Origin of the sequence: Streptomyces sp., assembly GCF_019510245.1 — a bacterium.
Classification (GTDB): Bacteria; Actinomycetota; Actinomycetes; order Streptomycetales; family Streptomycetaceae; genus Streptomyces.
This window is the reverse complement of sequence record NZ_JAEKKT010000117.1, coordinates 175,046-195,313: the sequence shown is the minus strand read 5'-3', so window position 1 is coordinate 195,313 and position 20,268 is coordinate 175,046. Positions and strand designations below refer to the sequence as shown.

Genomic DNA, 20,268 nt, shown 5'->3' with positions numbered 1-20,268 from the left:
GGGACATGTGCTGAACTGGCACGCGTCCGTCCGTCCGTCCCGGGAGAAACGTTGAGCCTCAGCTACCGCCAGCCTGGCGTCGTCCTCACCGACCGCCGCTTCACCGTCCCCCTCGACCACGCGGACCCGGACGGCGAGACCGTCGAGCTGTACGCCCGGGAAGCGGTCGCGAGCGACAAGGCGGACCAGGAGCTGCCCTGGCTGCTGTACCTGCAGGGTGGTCCCGGCTTCGGAGCGAATCGTTTCGTCGGGCGGCAGGCCTGGCTCGACCGGGCCCTGGCGGACTACCGCGTGCTGCTCCTCGACCAGCGCGGCACCGGCCGCTCCACCCCGGTCAACCGGCAGACCCTCCCGCTCCGCGGCGGCCCGGCCGCCCAGGCCGACTACCTGGCCCGCTTCCGCGCCGACTCGATCGTCCGGGACTGCGAGGCGATCCGCCCGCAGGTCACCGGCGGCGCCCCGTGGACGACCCTGGGCCAGAGCTTCGGCGGCTTCTGCACGGTCACCTACCTGTCGTTCTTCCCGGAGGGGCTCACGACCTCCGTGATCACCGGCGGCCTGCCCTCCCTGGACGCGCACGCCGACGACGTCTACCGCGCCGCCTACCCGCGCATCGAGCGCAAGGTCACCGCGCACTACGACCGCTACCCGCAGGACGTCGAGCGGGCCCGCCGGATCGCCGGGCACCTCCTGGAGCACGAGACGCTGCTGCCGAACGGCTACCGGCTCACCGTCGAGGCCTTCCAGTCCCTCGGTCTGATGCTGGGCATGAGCGACGGCAGCCACCGCCTGCACTTCCTCCTGGAGGACGCCTTCGTCCCCACCCCCTCCGGCCCCGAACTCTCCGACGCCTTCCAGGAACAGGTCCAGGGCCTGCTGTCGTACGCGAGCAACCCGCTGTACGCCCTGGTCCACGAGCCGATCTACGGCCAGGACGCGCGCCCCACCGACTGGGCGGCCGAGCGGGTCCGCGCCGAGTTCCCGCAGTTCGACGCGGCCAAGGCGCTCGCCGGTGACGCCCCGGTGCTGTTCACCGGGGAGACCGTGCACCCCTGGATGTTCGAGACGGACCCGGCCCTGCGGCCCCTGAAGGCGGCGGCCGACCTGCTCGCCGCCCGCACCGACTGGCAGCCGCTGTACGACCCGGCCCGGCTGGCCGCCAACGAGGTTCCGGTCGCCGCCGCCGTCTACCACGACGACATGTACGTCGACGCCGGGCACTCGCTGGCCACCGCCCGGGCCGTCCGGGGCCTGCGCACCTGGGTCACCGACGAGTTCGAGCACGACGGACTGCGCGTCGGCTCCCCCCGGGTCCTGGACCGGCTCCTCGCGCTCGCCCGCGACGAGGTGTGAGCCCCCGCCGGTAAAACAGGTTGCGGGCGGGGCGGGGCCGCCTGGTCTGCGGCCGTGGAGGAATGGGGGACATGACCATGGACACGGAACTGCTGGCCGGCCGCTTCCAGGAACACCGCGGCCAACTGCGCGCGGTGGCCTACCGGATGCTCGGCTCGTTCGCCGAGGCGGAGGACGCCGTCCAGGAGGTCTGGCTCAAGCTGGGCCGCGCCGACGCGGACGGGATCAGGAACCTGGGCGGCTGGCTGACCACCGTGGTCGGCCGGGTCTGCCTCGACATGCTGCGCTCCCGTGCCGCGCGCCGCGAGCAGCCCATCGACGAGACCTTCGTCCCGGACCCGGTGATCAGACCGCTGTCGGGCGCCGACCCCGAACAGGAGGTCCTGGAGGCGGACTCCGTCGGGCTCGCCCTCCTCGTCGTCCTGGAGACGCTGGAGCCCGCCGAGCGGCTGGCGTTCGTCCTGCACGACCTGTTCTCGGTCCCCTTCGACGACATCGCGCCGATCGTGGAGCGCAGTTCGGCGGCCACCCGGCAACTGGCCAGCCGGGCCCGCCGCCGGGTGCAGGGGGCCTCCCTGTCGGCCGACCCGGACCTGGGCAGGCAGCGCCAGGTCCTCGACGCCTTCCTGGCCGCCTCCCGGTGCGGCGACTTCGAGGCGCTGGTCGCGCTGCTCCACCCGGACGTGGTGCTGCGCGTCGACTCGGGCGCGCTGGTGCGCGGCGCCGCCGCCTCCAAGGTGCTGCACGGGGCGCGGACGGTGGCCGAACAGGCCCTCACCTTCCGGCAGTTCGCCGACTCGGCGCACCTCGCGCTGGTCAACGGCACCGTCGGCATGGTCACCGCGCCCGAGGGACGCCCGCTCTCCGTCATGGCGGTCACCGTCGCCGACGGCCGGATCACCGGGATGTACATCCTGGCCGACCCCGAGCGGCTGGACCGCCTGGACTTCCCCGCCGGGGACGGCTGACCGCCGTTCGGACGGCGGCGGCCGGGGCCTTCGGGGCGCACGGTCCGTCGAAGCGGGTGCACCCGATGATCACGTCAGACAGCGCCTCCGCGGGGGACGAGGTCCGCGCCGGTCAGTAGGCTGCGCGGGTGCCAGAACAGATATCCGAACGTGGCCGGCTGAGCGGGGACTGCGCCCGCTGTTTCGGCCTGTGCTGTGTCGCCCTGCCGTTCGCCGCGTCGGCGGACTTCGCGGTCGACAAGCCCGCCGGAAAGCCCTGTCGCAACCTCGGCGGCGACCACCGCTGCGGCATCCACGCCGAGTTGCGGCAGAAGGGGTTCAGTGGCTGCACGGTCTACGACTGCTTCGGCGCCGGGCAGAAGGTCTCACAGGTCACCTTCGGCGGCCGCGACTGGCGGAGCGGACCGGCGGCGGACGCCCGCCGGATGTTCGACGCCTTCCCCGTCGTACGCCAGCTCCACGAGCTGCTCTGGTATCTGACCGAGGCCCTCGGCCTGGCCGCCGCCCGCCCCGTCCACGCCGATCTGCGCGCCGCGCTGCGGAAGACGGAGCAACTGAGCCTCGGCACGCCCGGGGAGCTGGCCGCCCTCGACGTGGCCGCGCACCGGCAGGAGGTCAACGTGCTGCTGCTGCGGACCAGCGAGCTGGTCCGGGCGGGGGTGCGGGGGAAGAAGAAGGACCGGCGGGGCGCCGACCTGGTGGGCGCCCGGCTCAGGGGCGCCGACCTGCGCGGGGCGAGTCTGCGCGGCGCCTGTCTCATCGCCGCCGACCTCACCGGGGCCGACCTGCGCGACGCGGACCTGATCGGCGCCGACCTGCGGGACGCCGGCCTCGGCGACGCGGACCTCACCGGCGCCTTCTTCCTGACCCAGCCCCAGCTCGACGCGGCCCGGGGCAACGCGGGGACGCGCCTGCCGGCGTCAGTCACCCGCCCCGTGCACTGGGCGGCCGCCGCTCTCTGACGCGGGCGCGTCCGGCACGGTCACCGGCGCCGGGGCGGGGGTGCGCCGCTCCAGCCGCAGCCGCAGCCCCTCCGGCATCAGCGTCAGCCGCTCGGTCACCCGCAGCCGGTAGTCCGGGTCGGCCACGAGGCCGTAGCGGCGCAGCAGCAGGCCGAGGACGAGGGTGGCCTCGTGCAGGGCGAACTGGCGGCCGATACAGGCGCGCGCCCCCGTGCCGAACGGCTTGAAGGTGTGCGGGGCCCGGCCCCGTGCCGCCTTCGCGTCGAACCGGTCCGGGTCGAAGCTCTCGGCGTCCGGGCCCCACACCTCGGGGTCCCGGTGCAGCATCGGCGTCAGGACCAGCGCCCAGCCGCCCCGGCGGATCGGATGCCGCCCGGCCAGCACGGTGTCCTCACGGGCCTCGCGGGCGAACGCGGGAGCCGTCGGCCACAGCCGCAGCGACTCGTCGAGGACCCGGCGGACGTAGCGGAGCCTGGCCACCTGGTCGTAGCCCGGAGCGGGCGTGTCGCCCCAGACGCGGTCCACCTCGGCGGCGGCCCGGGCGGCGATCCGGGGGTGCAGGGCGAGGTAGTGCAGGGCGAAGGAGAGCGCGCCCGAGGTGGTCTCGTGGCCGGCCACCAGGAACGTGATCACCTGCCGCCGCACGTTCTCGGCGGACAGCCGCTCACCGGTCTGCGGATGGGCCGTCTCCAGCATCCGGTCGAGCAGGTCGCCCTCCCCGCGGCTGGTCCGGCGCCGCTCGGTGACGAGATCGTCGACGGTGCGGTTGAGGAAGCCGATGTCGGCCGCGTTGCGCCGGGCTGCCTGCCGCAGCAGCAGCGGGGCGAGCGGCCCGGGCACGCTGTTCAGGCGCTGCGCGTAGGTGAGCGTGCCGATCATCGCGGTGACGAAGGGGTGCGGCCGGTCCCGTTCGAACGAGCCGAAGTCGTGCCCGAACCCGGTGCGGGCGATCGTCTCCAGGGTCAGTTTGGTCATGTCGCCGGGCACGTCCACCCGGCGGCCGGCCGCCAGCTCCCGGTCCCAGTGGTCGGTCAGCCGCCCGGCCACCGCGAGCATCATCGCGTGGTAGCCCTCCATGGCCTCCCGGCTGAAGCCCGGTGCCAGCACGTCGTGCGCCAGCTGCCAGTTCGGCTCGTGGTTGTACGCCGTGAACAGGCCGTCCCCGGCGACCGGACGGAGATTGGCCACCCCGAGCCCCACGTGCTTGGCGAAGCGCGACTCGTCGGCCATGTCGGCGGCCAGTTCCGCACCCCACACGAAAACGAACTCGTTGCCGAACGCCTTACGGCGGAAGATCGGGCCGAGCTGGGCGCCCAGGCGCATCGAGTCCTGCAGGGGCGTGCGCCGGTCGACGCCCAGGACGTCGCCGAGCAGGGGCAGCCGGCGCGGCGGACGGGGGATGTGGCTCAGCTCGGGCCAGCCCTGTTCGGCGCCCCGGAACCCCTTGGGCAGCGGGGCGTCCTCCTCCGTCCGCGTGACCGTCTCCGCCATGACGCGATCTCCCTCGCTGCTGCGGCAGGTGAGCTAGTTGTACGTGGGTTCAATAAGCGGCTAGTCTCGTCCCGTTGCTGAACCCACGTCAAGTAAGGTGCGGTCATGGCCGCGAATCCGAGTGGGCGCACCCGCCGCAGGCTCAGTACCGCGGAACGCCGTGAGCAGCTCCTCTCGGTCGGGGCCAGGCTCTTCTCCGAGAGTCCCTACGGCGACGTGTGGATCGAGCAGGTCGCCGAGATCGCCGGGGTCTCCCGAGGTCTGCTGTACCACTATTTCCCGACCAAGCGCGATTTCTTCGCGGCGGTCGTGGAGCGGGAGAGCGAGCGGATGCAGCGGATGACGGCGGCCGAGCCCGGCGTGCCCGCGCGCGAGCAGCTCAACGCGAGCCTGGACATCTACCTCGACTACGTCCACACCCACGCGCACGGCTTCCGGGCGTTCCACCGTGCCGAGGCCTCCGGCGACCAAGCCGTGCGCCGCGTCTACCGGCACGCGCAGGCGGCCCAGGAGCGCCAGACCCTCGCCGCCCTGGCCGCCGACCCCGAGTTCGGCCCCGCCCTCGAGCAGCGCCCTGACGCCCGCCTCGCGGTGCGCGGCTGGCTCGCCTTCACCACGCACGTATGCCTGGAGTGGCTGCGCACCGAGGAGCTGACACGGGAACAGGTGCGGGACCTGTGCGCACGGGCCCTGCTGGGCGTCATCTCCTGACCGTCCCGGTCCCTTCTCTCCCCCTTCCGCACGTGCCCGGCGTGGGGCGTGCTTGGCGTACTCCTCGATCTTCGCTAAGTTAGGCAAGGCTTACCTAAGGAGGTTCGCGATGGGTGACGAACAGGCAGCCTGGGCGGCCGGACCGGGCGCGGCGGAGCAGGCCCGGTCCCTGCTGACCGTCGCGTGGTCGTGCACGGTGACCGCGGACGGCGGGCGCGAGGAGTACGTCGGCGCACACGCCGTCGCCGACGACGGCCGGGTGCTGCTGCACGTGCCCGAGGACGGCGCCCTGCGCACGGCAGCGCTCTGCGCGCCGCGCGGTGAGCCGTCTGCGGTGCTGGAGTTCGCCGACGTCGCACCCGTCCCGGTGCGCAGCCGGATCCGGGCCCGGCTCTGGATGGCCGGCTGGTTCACCCCCGCCGGCGAGCACCTCGTCTTCCGGCCCACCCGCGTGGTGCTGCGCCGGCCCTCCGGCGCGGTGGCCGTCGACCTCGACGAGTTCGCCGCCGCGAACCCCGATCCGCTGGCCGGCGCCGAGGCCCAACTGCTCACCCACCTCGCCGACGCCCACCCGGACGCCGTCGAGCGGCTCACCCGGCTCGTCGAGCCCGGGAGCCTGCAGGCCGCGACCCGCGTCCGGCCCCTCGCCGTGGACCGGCACGGACTGACCCTGCGCATCGAACGCACGCGAGCCCAGGGCGACGCACGGCTAGCCTTCCACGCGCCGGCCGACGACGTCGCCCAGCTCGCCGAGCGCATGCACGTCCTGCTGGCCCGGGCGGGCGCGGCCGCCGCCTGCCCGCGGGCGCTACAGCGGCAGCGCGCAGACCGCGACCGGTGACGTGAACGGCTCGCCCGCGAGCCGGAGTTCACCGCGGTCCGGGTCGACGGTGAAGAGGCTCGCTGGGGTGCTCCCTCGACGTGGCCGGCGAAGTTCTGAAGCGGTTGTTGGCGATGGGGGCGCTCGATTGGGACCGTCCCGCGGGCCATGGGCAGGACCGTTTGCTCGTCCCGGCGATCCGTGCCGCGTACGAGCGCACCCGGACCTGCATCGTCTTCTGAGGCTGCGGAATCGGGGGAGGTCCTGGCCTGGCGGGTATGGACGGGTACTGGGTGGGGTCTTCGGGGTGCCGGTGTGGGGCTGCGAGGTGTGGGGTGGGGGGTGTTGTTTTTAGTTTGATTGGTGGGGTGGATGCTGCCGGGCTGGATGAGGGATCGGATCGTCGTGAGTGCTGTGGTGTGCGAGTGTCGCCCGCGCGCGGCCGGTTGCTGGGTGTGTGGGTGTGTGGGTGGGTGTGTGGGTGTGTGTTCGTGTGGTGGGGTGGTTGAGGCGAAGTGCGAGTGGTAGTTATGCGTGATCTTGTTCTGCCGTCGTGGTTGAGGTGGATTGTGCCTTTGTTGATTGGGAGTAGTTGGCCCAAGGCGAGTGAGTCTGGGCTGCTTGATTTGGGTGTGGATCATTCGCGGTCGGTGAGGTTTTTGGGTCATGCGCGGGCGGGGGTGAGTGGGGCGCGTGCGCGGTTGCGGGAGAGTGGTTCGGGGTCTGCTGCTGAGGCGATGGATGCGTATTTGCGGCAGCTTGAGGAGAGTCTTCCTGCGCTGGCGTCGTCGAGTGCGGGTATGGGTTCGATGTTGCGTGATGCGGCGGTGTCGGTGCAGTTCGGCAAGCGTATGACGGTCGGCATGATGGCTGTGGTGGCGGTGGAGGTGGTGCATGTCGCGATGTGTGCGCCGGAGGCTGTTGAGGCTTTGGTGGTTGCGGGGCGGTCGGCTATTCAGAAGTTCCGGGTGGCGTTGACGACTCGGATGACGGCGGTTGCCGCGGCGGAGGCGGGGGGGATTGCGGGGGATATTGAGGCTGCGATGGTGAGTTTGCGGGATTTGCTGGTGGCGGTGGCGGTGGATGCGGGTCAGTATGCGGCTGTGGGTGGGGGGATGAATGCGGGGCTGGACTTGTTGGTTCAGTTGTCGCAGGAGGCGGAGGGTACTCGGGACGGTGTTGATTGGGAGATGGTTCTTTCTGATCTCAAGTCGGGCGCGATTAGTGGTGCGGTTGCGGGGGGTGTTCTGGCTGCGGGGAAGAAGCTTCCGGGTGGTGGCAGGGGGGCGGAGGGGGGTTCGGGGCCGGCCGTGGTGAGTCCTGGGGGTGGGTCTGGTGGGGCTGTTCGTGTGGGGGGTGGTGGTGCGGAGTCGGTGGATGGGGGTGTGGGTGTGGGGGATGAGAAGCCGGTGGTTGGTGTGGGGAAGGAGGGTTTGGTTGGTGTGGTTGTGGGTGGGGTGAGGGGGCGGGGGTCGGGTTCGCCGGGTTCTCCGGTGACGGCGGCTGTGGCGTGGGGTGTGTCGGGTGTGGTGGCTTCCAAGGCGGCTGAAGATATGTCGGGGGAGAGTTCGGGGACGAGTGCGGAGCTGGGGTATGGGTTTTTGTCGGGGGCTGTGGGTGGGATTGTTGACGCCGATCTCATCAAGGGGCATACGGCGCATTTGCAGGCGAAGAATGCGGGTGCGCGCGCGCTGGAGGGGGATGTAGCGCGTGTGCAGGCCGCGGCCGCGGGTGCGCGTGCTGGTGTCACCGACAACGGTGCGGGTGGTTTTGTGGTGGGGGACGGTTCGGCGGCGGCTTTTGTACAGGCTTCTGGTGTGGGGGTGTCTTCGGCTGCTGGTGGTGCCGCCACGGCCTCCGCCATCGGGAACAGCGCCGGGGGCGGACCGTCTGCTGCCGGAGCGGCTGTCGGGGCATCGCGTGGGTCGGCCGGACTGCCGGGTGTGGATACGGTTCTGCCCGGTCGGCGTAGTGGTGACGGCATGGTGGCGGGTGGTGAGGAGGAGTCGAAGGCGGTGCGGGGTGCCGACGGGCCGGTGGGTTTGACGCGTAATCCCCGTGCGGGGGGTGTGCCGGTGCGGGCTGAGGCGTCCTCGGTCTCGGTGGTGCGGGGGCTTGTGGAGCGGCTGGTGGTGGAGCGCGACCGGTTCCGCGCGGCTACGGCGGCCTCTGCCCGTCCCGGCCCGGATGTCGGTCCTGGGCCTGGTCCCGATGCCGGTCCTGGTGCTGCTCGTGGTGGGGATCCGGTCCCGCGGGTGTCCCGCCCGGCTGCGGCTGCGGCTGCGGGCGCGGGTGCCGGTGCGGTGCCGTTGCGGGCCATGACTCTGCGGGAGCAGCAGGAGTGGGTGGAGAGCCGGGTGGCGGACCGGTCGGCCGTGGGTGGGGAGGGCGCGGGCGCTGGGTTGGAGCAGGAGGTTCGGGCTGAGGCGACCCGGTTCATCCGGGAGTTGCATGAGGAGGTCGCGCCGTCGCTTGCGCCCGTCACCGGACATGAGCATTTCACTGAAGCGCCTCACTGGGTGGACCTTGACAAGGTCTGGGCATCGGCCCGGCGCTGGCATGCCGAGCAGGTGCGTATGGTCTCCCTGCGGGAGGCGGAACTAGCGCAGGCTGAGGATGATGCCGCCCGGCAGCAGCGTTTCGGGGACCGGTTTGCCGGGTGGGCAGCGAGCTATACCGGCGGTGTCCCGGAGGCGGAGCCGGATGGTCTGTCGGACGTGTACGCGGACACGGATGGCGGGGCGGCAGGTCCGGATGGCCCCGGGCGCGGCGGCGAGCTGCGGGAGCGGGTACTTGCCCGGGTCCGTGCGGAGGCCGAGGTCCGGGTGGGGCGTCGGCTGGACGACGGTACGGCGGACGTACTCGACACGTTGTCGGGGCTGACGGCTCATCTGGACCGACAGCTGGTCATGGAGCATGCTGTCACGCTGGCCGGCCGGTGGTCTGAGCAGGTTTTTGGTGCCTGGCAGCGTGCCCTGCCCGTCGAGCGACGGGAGTGGCTGCAGCGTCCCGGTCCGGACCGGGTACCGGAGCCGTCGGCGGGTGAGAGCGGGCATCAGGATGAGGCCTTCCCCGGGGAGAGCACGTCGGCGGAACGGATTCTGCAGGCGGCGTGGGAAGTGTTCGAGCGGCAGGTGCGTTCCGCTGTGGAGAGTTTGGTTACTCCCGCGGCGATGAGGGTGGGGCCGCAGCGGTTGCTCGCCGAGATGACACGTGCCATGGACGCCCGGCTCGCCGCCCCCGGCACGGCACCCGGCGACGCATGGTTCAGCGGTGACGGATCTGGCGGTGATCGGTCTGGCGGTGACGGGTCTGGCGACGAGGAGGTCGACGGTCCCGAGTCCGATGACGCACGCCCCCGTGCGGCCGGCACGTCTGCGGCGGACCGGCCGGATGCGTCCGCTGTGTCCTCGCGGCTGACCGGGAGCGTTGAGCGGGTGGTGGGGCGGCTGGCCTCCGCGTTTCCGCGGCTGCATGAGCTCTTCGACCACGCGGTGGCCGACGAGGCCGGCCGTCAGGAGGCGCGAGAGCGTTTCACGGTGGCCGTGGACGCGGCGGACGCCGTGGACCGACGTGGCGCCGGCGGTGCCGTTGAAGACCTCGTGGTGCCGGGGCACGACGGTGTGCTCGTCGTGCGTGAGGTGTTCGGGTCGCGGCTGTCCGCGGGTGGCCGGGAGCGTTTGCTGGGGCAGTGGCTGGCGCAATTCGAGCAGGACCGCCTGGACATATTCGGCCCTCCGGGTGACGTACGGCGGTATGGCGAGGAGCGTGACGGTGCCGAGCGGCGCTGGCGGGAGCTGCGGCAGGTGCGGGTCGGGGAACTGGCGGCCCGTATCGAACTGCACATAGCCAAGGAGACGGCCGCCCGTAAGGCGGTCGAGGCCGTAGGCGGGTCGGCCGCGTCTGGTGACTGGAAGTCGGCCATGGAGAGCCTCGGCGAGCACTTCCGTGACGTGTTCCCGGTTCACGAACACGACGCCGACAGGGCCGTCCAGCAGCGTGCGGCTCTGGTTCTGGGGCATCGTATCCATGAGGAACTGGACCGGTGGGCGGCCGAGGGCGGGCCGGATGCCGGTGTTTTCGGGCGGATCATCACCGAGCACACCGGGGCCGGTGTCGTGGACCGGGGTGTCGCGTTGTCGGTGGCCCGGAATCTGGCCGAGTCGGGGGCCAGGGCCGAGGCGGCCGGCCTGGTCCGGCAACAGGCGCCGTCCGCTCCCTCGGATGCCGTGGACCGGCTGGTGGAGGGGCATGCCGAGCGGGTGACCGCTCTGTTCGACGGGCTGTTCGCCTCGCTGGAGAGCGGGCCGGCCGGGGCCGGGGAGATGGACCGCTGGCATGACGGCCGGCGGAGTCTGAGCGGGGAGCTGCCGGCGCATGTGCGTTTCGAGGTCAGTGCCACCGGCGGCCTTGAGGCATGGGCCGGGGGTTTTCGTGCTTCCGCGGCCGGTCGGGGCCTCGCGGAGGAGGACCTGGCCCGTATCGGCGGGCAGGACCGTGATGACTGGTTCACCGCCTACCAGTGCGGTGGGCAGGGGCGGTGCGGTGGGTGGGGTGGTTGCGGGGGTGTTGGTTGGTTCTGGTGGGGTGGAGGGGGGTGGTGTGTCTGGGCCGGGGCGGGTTCTTTGGGGGGGCGGGGATGAGATCCGGAGTGTGGTGCTGACGGATGCGGAGGGGAAGCCGGCGGGCGTGTCGTTCCTGCCGGAGGGTGAGGCCTCCTTGCGTGCTCATGCTGTTCTGCCGCGGGCGCGGGTTTACTACGCCGGTGGAGCCTCTGGGACGTCGTCGGTGCGGCGGGTGGCCTGGGACGGCATGGATGTGTATCACGTGGTGGCGCACGGGGTGCCTGGCCGGGTCGAGGTGACCACGCGGCAGGGGCACAAGCGGCTGCTGTCCGGCAAAGACCTGGTGCGTGTGCTGGCACCCGGTGTGCAGGAGTGGAGTGACCGGCACCCGGAAGCCGGAAGGCCCGATCTTGTCATGCATGCGTGCAATCTGGCTTCCTTCCCCGAAGGAAAGGCGGTTGTGGATCTGCTGGGTGATAAGCAGCCTGGGCCCCAGGAGCTCGTCGACGCGCTGGCCGGTGTTGTGCGGGCGGTCTTCGCGCCGGATACGGAGATCGGTGTCGGTCCTGTTCGTGCAGGGGATACTGCAGCGGCGGCTGAGGATGTTCTGCTGCTGGGGGGTCCGCGGGCGGTTGGGGTGTATGTGAAGTTCAGGCCGCGGCCGGATGCGGGGCGTATTGCGGAGCTGGCCCGGCTCACGGGGACGTCGCCGGGGGACGTGCTGCGGGTGGTGTGGCTGCTGCGGCTGCTGTTCACGGCGGACGTGGACGACAGGGCGGACTACGAGTCGCTGGTGCGCGCCGTCGCGATGACAGACCGGCGGCGCCGGACCGATGTGCCGGGTCTGCACGGTTCCGTCATGATGTTCGAGCAGATCGTGGGTTACCTGGCCGCCGTGCCACGGGGCCCTGAACCGCTTGCGGACTGGGCCGGGGAGGGCCTGGCGGACCTGGTGCCGGCACTCCGGTCACTGGTGGGGGGTGTCGAGGCACTGGTCGGGAATGCCGGCACGCCGGCGCAGGCTTGGGTTCGCAGGTGGCTGCCCGAGCACCTCATTCCCGTGCGCGGCCCGGTCCCGGATCCGGTCGCCTCCCCGCATGCCGACCATCACCCGATAGCCGTCCCCGCGGGGAAGGTGCACTGGCTCTCCGCACGCCCCCCGGCGGCATACCCGGCACATTCCCTGCACGGCGGCGGGCTGGATACCGAGTGGCGGAAAGTCAGGTGGCTGCCGCCGAGGGAGAAACCAGAAGCGGAAGAGCTTGCTCGGTATGTACTCCAGCTCGATGACAGCCGCTTCCAAAACGCGGCGATCACGGAGAAGCATTACTGGCAGCTGCTGTTCACGACACAGCGCGCAGCAAATATTCTTCCGCATGTCACTGATGTGCCTTTCCGTGACGTACTGCGCCATGCGCGTCTTGATTTTCTCCGTAAAGTGTTGCTGTCGGATGACACAGCCTCTTCAGCGGCTTTGGTCAAGGGGGATCTGGTCATACCGGTTCCCGCCCGTGTGTGGAACCGTACCGCAGAGGTGGCGTCGGGGCTTGACCTAAACCGTATAGATCACGGGTTTACATGGGCAGAAGAATGGATGAAGCCGTCAGGAGGGGGGGCCCCCGTCATGGCGTATTACTACCGTCCGGACGTGCGGGAGCCGGCGCCGTGGGGTGACAGGGTTTATCCGGTGGTGGCCGACGTCGATCCGGGCGATTGGACCATCACGGTGGAGGCTCTGGCTGACGGGCACGCCGTCGTACTGACGCCACCTGAGTTCGCTCGGCTGATCGCAATGGATCCTGAACGTCCTTCTGGCGTCGATATTGCGTTGGTCGGGAACTATACGGCGGACCGGCATTTGGAACGCATCGTCGATACCGCCGTCCGGGATTTCGAGACGGCGCGGCGTATAGAACGCCTCGTCGCCGTTCAAGCAGAGGCTTTCGGGTTCACCCATCGACTGGAGATCACTAAGGAAGGTTATCTCGCGCCTTACCGTAATCCAATCAGTTCCATTCGTCTGGGGCGATGGGTGCGGTCAGCAGGAATTCCTTGGGAGGACCCGTCCAGGTATGTCTCCGCCGTCTTCACTGACGCGAATTACCGGCCGATAGGTCGGGAATACACGGCGGGGGAGCACGACAGGCATCTGGGGCCGAGAAGGGAACTCGGGTCGCTCAGGTTCTTTTCGATCGCTACGGGCGAGAAATCGTTTCTTTTCGCTGGTGAGGTTCCTTGGATTGACAAGACCGCCTATTTCGTCGGGGCACATGGCGATCCGGAGTCTGTTACCCTGCCATTGCGTGATGGACGGAGCGAGAACGTTACTGCTCTGATTTCTCAATTGAAACGTTCGCGGAGTCGGCAAAATTTGTTCGCCCGGAGCAGATCTGAAACTCCGAACCGCCAGACCGCTGCCGTGTGCTTGATTTGTTATGCAGCTTCCTTTCCGGAGAAAGTCAATATTCTCAAAAAAGAAAATCGGTCGACGCTTCAGCAGATGAGCGATGGGTTGAAAGGGGAAGTGGATGTAATATACGGAGCCAATACTATTATAGGCGTTCTGCGAAGTTACGAAGCGGAGGCAGATGCTAGGAATTATATGTACGTTGAGCGGGACAACGAGCCTCCGATGATTGTGGAGGCCCGGCCGATGCCGAGCGACGATGAGCTCTCCGGCCTGGCTCGGTATGCCAATGATTATGTCCCGGAAACAAGGTGGGTGGGCGTCGAGGAAACATGGGGAGTGGTGTATCTGCTGCGGTTGTTGTTCGGACCGGACGTGGGAAGTCGGGAAACGTACCGTGATCTCGTGCGAGCCGTTGTCGTGACGGATGTGTTGAGGAGGACTGATCCGTCGGGCCGCTACGGTTCCGCCGACGGCGACATGTGGTTCGGCGACATCGTCAGGTACGTGCAGGACGATAAGTACCGACACACCCCGCCAGAGGGCGTTAGCGAGCTGGCCTTCAGACAGCTGTGGGCTGCTGCGCAATCCTTCGAACCCAAGAAAGCGTTTTTCGGCAAATGGGTTGATATGAGCGGCAATCGGGCGGGGCGGCTGTCTGCGCCGTCCGCTTCGTGGGGGGTGTCTCGGTCGGGTGGTGGGGCTGGTGTGGTGTCCTCTGGGGGGCCTTTTGGTGTGCGTTTGGGTGGGGTGAGGGGTGGGGGTGTGGGGGTTGAGGTAGGGATGCGGCACGCGGGTGGTGTATGGACTTCTATAACTGATGATGTGAATGGTGGGCGTTTGGGGGCGCTGGTCGGGGAGTTGCCGGGGTTGGGGACTTTCTGGCGTGAGGACGTGGCCGGTGATGGCCGTGATGGTGAGGTGGGGGTGGTGGGGTTGGTGGAGGGGTCGGAGGAGCCGGTGGGGTGGGCTGGTGCTGCGGGGCGTGGGCGGGTGGCGTTTTTCGCGGTGCATGGTGATGAGGGTGCTGTGTATCCGGTGGGTTCGGGTGGCGTGCGGGTTGGGGTGGATGGGGGGGAGTTTGCTCGGCGTGTGGTGGGTCCTGCGCTGAGTGGTGCGGAGTTGACTGGTGAGGATGTGGAACTGGTTCTGCTCGCCTGTAAGTCGGGGGCGGGCGTGGTGGGGCAGCAGGTGGCTGATGCTCTGCGGGGTGTGGTGAGGGGTGTGTGGGCGCCGGTGGGGGATGTGACGGTGGGGGCGGATCAGGTGGTGGGGGGTGAGCGGGTTGCGGTGTCGTTGTCGGTGGGGGTGGGCGGTGGTGGTGAGGGGGGTGCGTGGCGGTGGTTCTCGCCGCGGCCGGCGGGTGTGGTGGCGGTGGGTGGGGAGGTACCCGGTTCGGTGCCGGTGGGTTCGGCGGCGGGGGCTGTGGCGGAGTCGGTGGTTGCCGGGGGTGGCGGGATGGTTCAGGGTGGTGTGGGTAATGGGCGGGCTTGGGCTTATCGGCTCGCGGAACCGGTCGGCGCGTTCGGTGGATCTGACCGGGACGGGGTGCCGGCGCCGGGGTTTTCCATGGACGGGGACCTGGATGCCGAGTGGGATAGTGTTCCCGGGCTGCCGCCGAAAGGCAGTGTAGACGCTGAACAACTTGCTCGGTATGTACTCCGACTCGATACCGACGGCTTCGAAGAGGTATGGATCAACGAGCAACTTTACTGGCAGTTGCTGTTCACGGCAAAGCACGCATCGAAGGTTCCTGATGTGGAGTTGACCCCCGATGGACTGCGGGATGTGCGACTCGGTTTTCTAAAAGAAGTGTTGCTGCGGGAAAATTTGACCTCTCCGGCGACTTTGGGCAGTGCCGATTGGTTTGCCGCTCGCGTATGGGGACGCACGGAAAAGCTTGACGGTCTGCAATCTGGAGCCCTTAACCTCAGCTGGATAAGTAGCGTGCGTACCACGAAGGTAGACGCAGAATCTCCCGATATGTATGTGGGGGAATGGCGGGAGGCGCCGTGGGGCACGAATCTTTATCCGGTGGTGGCTGACTTCGACCCGGAGGACTGGACGTTCACAGTGGACCGACAGGCCGTCGGACATGCCGTCGTACTGACACCCAAAGAAGCCGCTCTGCTGATCGAGATGGATCCATTGCGTCCGCGTGATGCCGAGGTGGTGTTGGCCGGAAACTACACGGCGGCCGAGCATATGGAGCGCCTCGTAAGCTCCATCATTCACAGGGAGGTTTTTGGCTTCACCAACCGGATCGAGATCAACTCGGAAGGTTATCTCGTTCCTGATCCTTCCGTCCCGACAGGGCGATGGGTGCGGTCGGGAGGAGTCGCCTGGAAGAGTCCGTCCGACCCTGTCTCCACCGTCCTGACTGATCGGCATTACATGCCGGTAGGGCGGGCTTTCAGGTTGGAGGATCACGATGAAACGGGGCCGTTCAGGGATATCGCTTCGTTTACTACTTATTCTATCCAGAAGGCTCCGGGCAAGTTTTCTTCCGCTATTGAGGTTCCCTGGCGAGACAAGATCGTCTACTTCGTCGACCTGCACGGTAGTCCGCAGGAGGTGGAAATAGGGTTGCGTAGCGGAGAGACGCAGAGAGGTGGCCGTGCTCTGGGTGAGGAACTGAGGAGGCGGCCGAGCCTGGAAGCGCTGATCCACCGCAACAGGCAAGAGGCTGTGCCCAGAAAAATTGCTGTTGTACTCATACAGTGTCATGCCGCTTCCTGGCCGTATGGAAAGCGCGCGAATGTTCTGGGGAGCCAGCCGCTGGCCCAGGAAGTGGCCGACATGTTGGCCGGAAAAGTCGACGTAGTGTACGGGGTCAACGCGAAAGTGTACCCCTGGCACATATATATCCCTGGATGGGAGCACAATCTTTACCTTGTTCCGAATCCGGGAGTGAAATATTCGACGAGCTGATAGAGAAATCGCGAGCTTACGATCCCAGGAAATCCTGGTTCGGCCATTGGGTGGATAGGGGAGGCGTGCGGGCGGGGCGGCAATCCGTGCAGCCCGCCGCCGGGGCGGCGAGGGCGTTGGCTGGTCCGGCCGAGACCGAGACGCCAGTAAACGGTCGGCACCAGGCCGTGCCCCTGACCGGCCCTCAGGCCGATCACCCGGCTCCTCACCTCGAGGTGGCGGATGTTGCCGATGCCGTCCCCGAGCCGAGGAACGTCCGGTCCGACGGACTGCCCCCGTCGGTGGCGGATTACGGCACGGCCCGCGACCGCGACGGCGCGACGGCCCTGATGCACGTCGCGCCCATTTCACAGGCGACGGTGGAGTGGCTGCACGAAGAGATCTTCCGTTCCGTCGAGAAGGACGGAGTAACGGACGACACCTTCCGGGAGTCGGTGCGCCGCGTCGTCACTCCCGAGCGACTGCGGTATGAGTGGACCCAGTTGATCAGTGAAACAGGCTGGCCCATGCCGGCCGCCTACCGGGGGAACAGCCACCCGATCGCCCTGCGGGTGTCGCTCGAAGTCGTCGGCCCCTCCCCGCAGCGGGTCGACGAGTCGCCTGCCGACCCGCCGGTCGGCCTCCAGCGTTGGATCGCCGATGGCGCCGACACGACCGGAGCCTCAGCGGTCGGCAATGTGCGCTCGGGAAGTTATGACTACGCCAGAGGCATCGACCGGGATGGCAAAAGTTTCAGGGCGTAACGCTGGGCGCTGGACTGACCGTGCGCTCGCCATTTCGGCAGGTGCCGGCGAGAACACTTCGGGGGCTGTACCCCATTCGCAGCAACGAGCCCTCTCGGTCCATCGACTACGAGATGAACTGGGAACTCCGCGAGCACCACCAGCGGAATCTGCTGTCGTCCGAGCCGCCGCTCGATACCGACGGGCACTCGGCGCGTGGTCCCGTGCCGGACCCACTGACGGTCTCGGTCCCCCACCACCTCGCCGCCCCCGACGAGGCCGCTGCCGTCACCGCCGGCGGCCCGTCGGACGAACCGGTACCGGTCAGCGAGCTACGCGACACGCTACCCCCTCTACGCACCGGTGCCCTTCCCCACCACGACCTGCTCCGGGCCCGGATCATGCATTCCTTCGAGAGCCAGCTCGGCGGTCTCGCGGAATATTCCATGACGGCACTGTTGGACTACCTCCAGGAAGGTCATATCCGTGTCAACATCGATCAGCTGTGGGATGGCTCTCTGACGTCCCCCACCTTGTACGACAAGGACGGCCACATCATCGGCCACCTGCGGCTGACCGCCAGCCTGTCCGGTGGCGACCGCGGCACCGGACCCAGTACCACTGACCCGTCAATCGAGGCCCTCACCACGGCCACGCGGTATGTACAGGGCAGTACATCGGTCCTCAACGCGCTCGGTATCAGGGGGCTGCTGAGTGCCAGGTTCTCCGCCCCCAGCAGGCCCGTCGCAGGGTAGCTCACCGCAAACGTCGCCCTTCAGCAGAGGTTCAATCTTGTGCTCAGCCACGCCAAAGCCGGGTGGCAGGTGGGTGGGCTGAGCGTCGGCAGGCGTCTGCTGCGCGTCATTGCGGACATGATCATCAAGGCCACGCTGGTCCGTCGCCAGGGAACGGTCACCCCCGCTCCCGGCACGGTTCTGGCAAACGGAGCCGCGCACAAGATGAACATGCTGGTTCCTTCCAAGGCGCACCTGGGCAAGATGAGGTACAACGCCACCTCGCATCGGAAGGCCGATCCGAGAAAGGCGCTCATGGCCTCGACACGATGCTTTTCACCGCGGTGAACCTCGCTACGGCCGCCGCGTCGACTTTCGTCCTGGCCGCTCCCCACGTCTCGGTCGAGACATCGCGCGGCACCGCCGAAGAGCGGAAGCGGACGGTCATCACCGGCCACAAGACGGTGGCGGAGGCGTCCGTTCCGTTCGAGGCCGCGCTGCGCATCCGGGTGTTCGCCGACGGCGAGAGGCGCCGGCGGAACGGGTGACGGCGCCCCTCGGTCTTGTCATCGAGCTTCCCCCCGCGTTGGTGCCGACGGACAACCTTCGCCCGGTGGACGACAGTGGACCTGTGGGCTGTGCGGCTTCCGCCGCGCTCGGCGGCGACATCACGAGCGGCTCCTTCCGGCAGGGGGGAGATGTGGTCAACGCCGTCGACCTGACGCCCACAGTCGCGGCGCCCCAGGCGGAGCTGTGCGGCCGCGAGCTGGCTCCGGACGCGGCCAAGAAGGTGGTCGCGCAGGTCCTGCCGCTGCTCAACGAATTGGGGTGCCGCAACGACAGCCAGTGGTGGCTGACCAGCGGCCCGGTCTTCCCTCATGATCACGCAGGGCCTGCGCGGCTTCCAGGGGTACTTCCGGGCCAGGGTCACCGTGCGGCCCGCCACCGAAGCGGACGCGCGGCCGGTCGGCGTGAGCATGCTCCGGACCCGGCTGGACCACGGCGGAGGCATGACCGGGGCAGGACACAGACGAAGAAGAGCGCGATCGGCTATCAGGTGCCGGCCAACGTGGCGGGCTGGGTCCATCCGGCGGCGCAGCAGTCGCACCCGGTCAAGGGCTACGCCCCGATGGCCGGCGTAGGGCTCTCCTTGTCCCGGCAGGTGTCCCAGACGCTCCAGTCCCAGTCGCAGACCCACGCGACCTTCACGGTCAAGGAATCGTACGTCCGCTACCGCCATACGGGCGACACCGAGTTGGAATGGCGCACCGGTGACGGCAAACTCCTCTTCACGATCAAGAGTCAGGCTCCCGCCGAGACAGGCGTGCCTCAGCGTGCGGAAACCGGCGATCAGCCGCCCGGCCCAGTGGCGGCCCTGCCGTACGTCCGCCAGGTGCGCCGGCAGTCAGGGCTTCCGTTGCCCCGGACGATGACCCGGCCGAAAGTGCCGGACCGCTATTTCGCGGCGAACAGCAGCCGGCCGTCGGGGGAGAAGGCGATCTGGCGAGGGAAATCCCCGTGCACCGGCACCGTGTCCAGCAGCCGCAGCCGGGCCCCGGCGGCCTCGACCGCGTACCTCGCGAGCGTGTTGTCGCCGCGGTTGGCCAGATAGGCGTAGGCGCCGTCCGCGGTGACCAGGAACTGGGCCGGGTAGTTGGTGGTGCCGGCGGCGCTGCCGGTGGACTGCGGCTTGCCGACGGTCAGCCGGCCGGTGGCCGGGTCGTAGCCGCAGACCGAGACCGCGTTTCCCACCTCGTCGGCCAGGTACGCGTACCGCCCGCCCGGGTGGAAGGTCAGATGGCGCGGGCCCGCCCCCGGCCTCGTGTGCGCCTGGGCGGCCTCGGTGAGCGTGCCCCGCGCGGGATCCAGGCGGTAGCTGTAGACCGTGTCGGTGCCGAGGTCCACGGCGAGCACGTGGCCTCCGTCCGGGCTGGTGATGAACTGGTGGGCGTGCGGGCCCTGCTGGCCGGGCCCGGGCGCCGGGCGGGAGTGCGTGACCAGGTCCGTGCGCTCGCCGAGGGCGCCCGAGGCCTCGATCGGGTGCACGGCCACGCTGCCCGAGGTGTAGTTGGCGCTCAGCAGCCAGCGGCCGGTCGGATGGACCGACACGTGACACGGGCCGGCCCCGCCGGTGCTCCGGCTGCCCAGGATCCGCCGGTCCGACAGGCGTACGGCGGTCACGCTGCCGTCCGCGCGCTCGTTCACCGCGTACAGCGTGCGACCGTCCGGGTGGACGGCCAGGTACGACGGGTCGGAGACCCCGGTGAGCGTGCCGGCGCCGGTGATCCCGCCGGTCGCCGGATCGTAGGTGGCCAGGCCGATGCCGGTGCCGCCGCCGTCCACGGAGGTGTACGTGCCGAGGTAGAGCGGGCGGGGCGCCGAGGAGGTCGTCCCCGGGGCGCCGGCCGCCGGGTGCACGGCCCGGCGCGGCCGCTCCGCGGGCGGTGCCGCCGGCGCCGGGACCGCGACCACGGCGGCCGCACCCCCCAGCGCGCCGACGAAACGGCGCCTGCTCCAGCCGCCGCGCGTCCCTTCCGTACCACTGCCCATGCCACGCACCTCAGGTCGTGAGTCACCCCGGACCTGACACACCTTGACGTGGAC

Annotated in this window: 13 protein-coding genes; 11 read left to right on the top strand and 2 right to left on the bottom strand. The window is 69.2% G+C overall.

The window, feature by feature from the left end; all coding sequences use genetic code 11:
* Positions 1 to 51 precede the first annotated feature (51 nt).
* The 3 genes from JF597_RS09350 to JF597_RS09340 all read left to right on the top strand — a co-directional run bounded on the left by JF597_RS09350 (position 52) and on the right by JF597_RS09340 (position 3,283).
* Positions 52 to 1,353 (top strand): alpha/beta fold hydrolase, encoded by a 1,302-nt coding sequence (locus JF597_RS09350; RefSeq protein ID WP_293991649.1) that lies wholly within the window; start codon positions 52 to 54, stop codon positions 1,351 to 1,353.
* Positions 1,354 to 1,424: 71 nt separating this feature from the next.
* Entirely contained in the window at positions 1,425 to 2,321 is an 897-nt protein-coding gene (gene sigJ / locus JF597_RS09345; protein WP_293991646.1) for an RNA polymerase sigma factor SigJ, read from the top strand.
* Between the two features lie 128 nt (positions 2,322 to 2,449).
* On the top strand, positions 2,450 to 3,283 hold the full coding sequence (locus JF597_RS09340; RefSeq protein ID WP_293991643.1) for a pentapeptide repeat-containing protein: 834 nt from the start codon (positions 2,450 to 2,452) through the stop codon (positions 3,281 to 3,283).
* Here the strand turns inward: JF597_RS09340 and JF597_RS09335 are convergent.
* The gene (locus JF597_RS09335; protein WP_293991640.1) at positions 3,242 to 4,774 is read right to left on the bottom strand and encodes a cytochrome P450; all 1,533 of its coding nucleotides are present in this window, start codon (positions 4,772 to 4,774) and stop codon (positions 3,242 to 3,244) included. The genes JF597_RS09340 and JF597_RS09335 overlap by 42 nt on opposite strands.
* 105 nt (positions 4,775 to 4,879) lie before the next feature.
* Here JF597_RS09335 and JF597_RS09330 point away from each other — a divergent pair, with 105 nt between their 5' ends.
* From JF597_RS09330 to JF597_RS09295, 8 genes are all read left to right on the top strand, one after another.
* Entirely contained in the window at positions 4,880 to 5,485 is a 606-nt protein-coding gene (locus JF597_RS09330) for a TetR/AcrR family transcriptional regulator (RefSeq protein ID WP_293991638.1), read from the top strand.
* Positions 5,486 to 5,594: 109 nt separating this feature from the next.
* Positions 5,595 to 6,326: a DUF2470 domain-containing protein gene (locus JF597_RS09325; RefSeq protein WP_293991635.1), complete on the top strand. Its 732-nt coding sequence runs from the start codon at positions 5,595 to 5,597 to the stop codon at positions 6,324 to 6,326.
* Positions 6,327 to 8,623: 2,297 nt separating this feature from the next.
* Positions 8,624 to 10,948: a hypothetical protein gene (locus JF597_RS09320; RefSeq protein ID WP_293991633.1), complete on the top strand. Its 2,325-nt coding sequence runs from the start codon at positions 8,624 to 8,626 to the stop codon at positions 10,946 to 10,948.
* A 10-nt stretch (positions 10,949 to 10,958) separates the two neighbouring features.
* Positions 10,959 to 16,208 carry a hypothetical protein gene (locus JF597_RS09315; protein ID WP_293991630.1) on the top strand — a complete coding sequence of 1,750 codons (5,250 nt, stop codon included), beginning with the start codon at positions 10,959 to 10,961 and terminating at the stop codon, positions 16,206 to 16,208.
* A gap of 167 nt (positions 16,209 to 16,375) precedes the next feature.
* Complete coding sequence (locus tag JF597_RS09310; RefSeq protein ID WP_293991628.1) at positions 16,376 to 16,951, top strand: hypothetical protein; 576 nt, start codon at positions 16,376 to 16,378, stop codon at positions 16,949 to 16,951.
* A gap of 113 nt (positions 16,952 to 17,064) precedes the next feature.
* Positions 17,065 to 17,685, top strand: coding sequence for a hypothetical protein (locus tag JF597_RS09305; RefSeq protein WP_293991625.1), 621 nt, complete (start codon positions 17,065 to 17,067; stop codon positions 17,683 to 17,685).
* 39 nt (positions 17,686 to 17,724) lie between these two features.
* Entirely contained in the window at positions 17,725 to 18,012 is a 288-nt protein-coding gene (locus JF597_RS09300; RefSeq protein ID WP_293991623.1) for a hypothetical protein, read from the top strand.
* Positions 18,009 to 18,212: a hypothetical protein gene (locus JF597_RS09295; protein WP_293991621.1), complete on the top strand. Its 204-nt coding sequence runs from the start codon at positions 18,009 to 18,011 to the stop codon at positions 18,210 to 18,212. The genes JF597_RS09300 and JF597_RS09295 overlap by 4 nt, the downstream gene beginning before the upstream one ends.
* A 907-nt stretch (positions 18,213 to 19,119) precedes the next feature.
* Here JF597_RS09295 and JF597_RS09290 read toward each other — a convergent pair.
* The gene (locus tag JF597_RS09290) at positions 19,120 to 20,214 is read right to left on the bottom strand and encodes a lactonase family protein (RefSeq protein WP_293991618.1); all 1,095 of its coding nucleotides are present in this window, start codon (positions 20,212 to 20,214) and stop codon (positions 19,120 to 19,122) included.
* Positions 20,215 to 20,268: the final 54 nt, after the last annotated feature.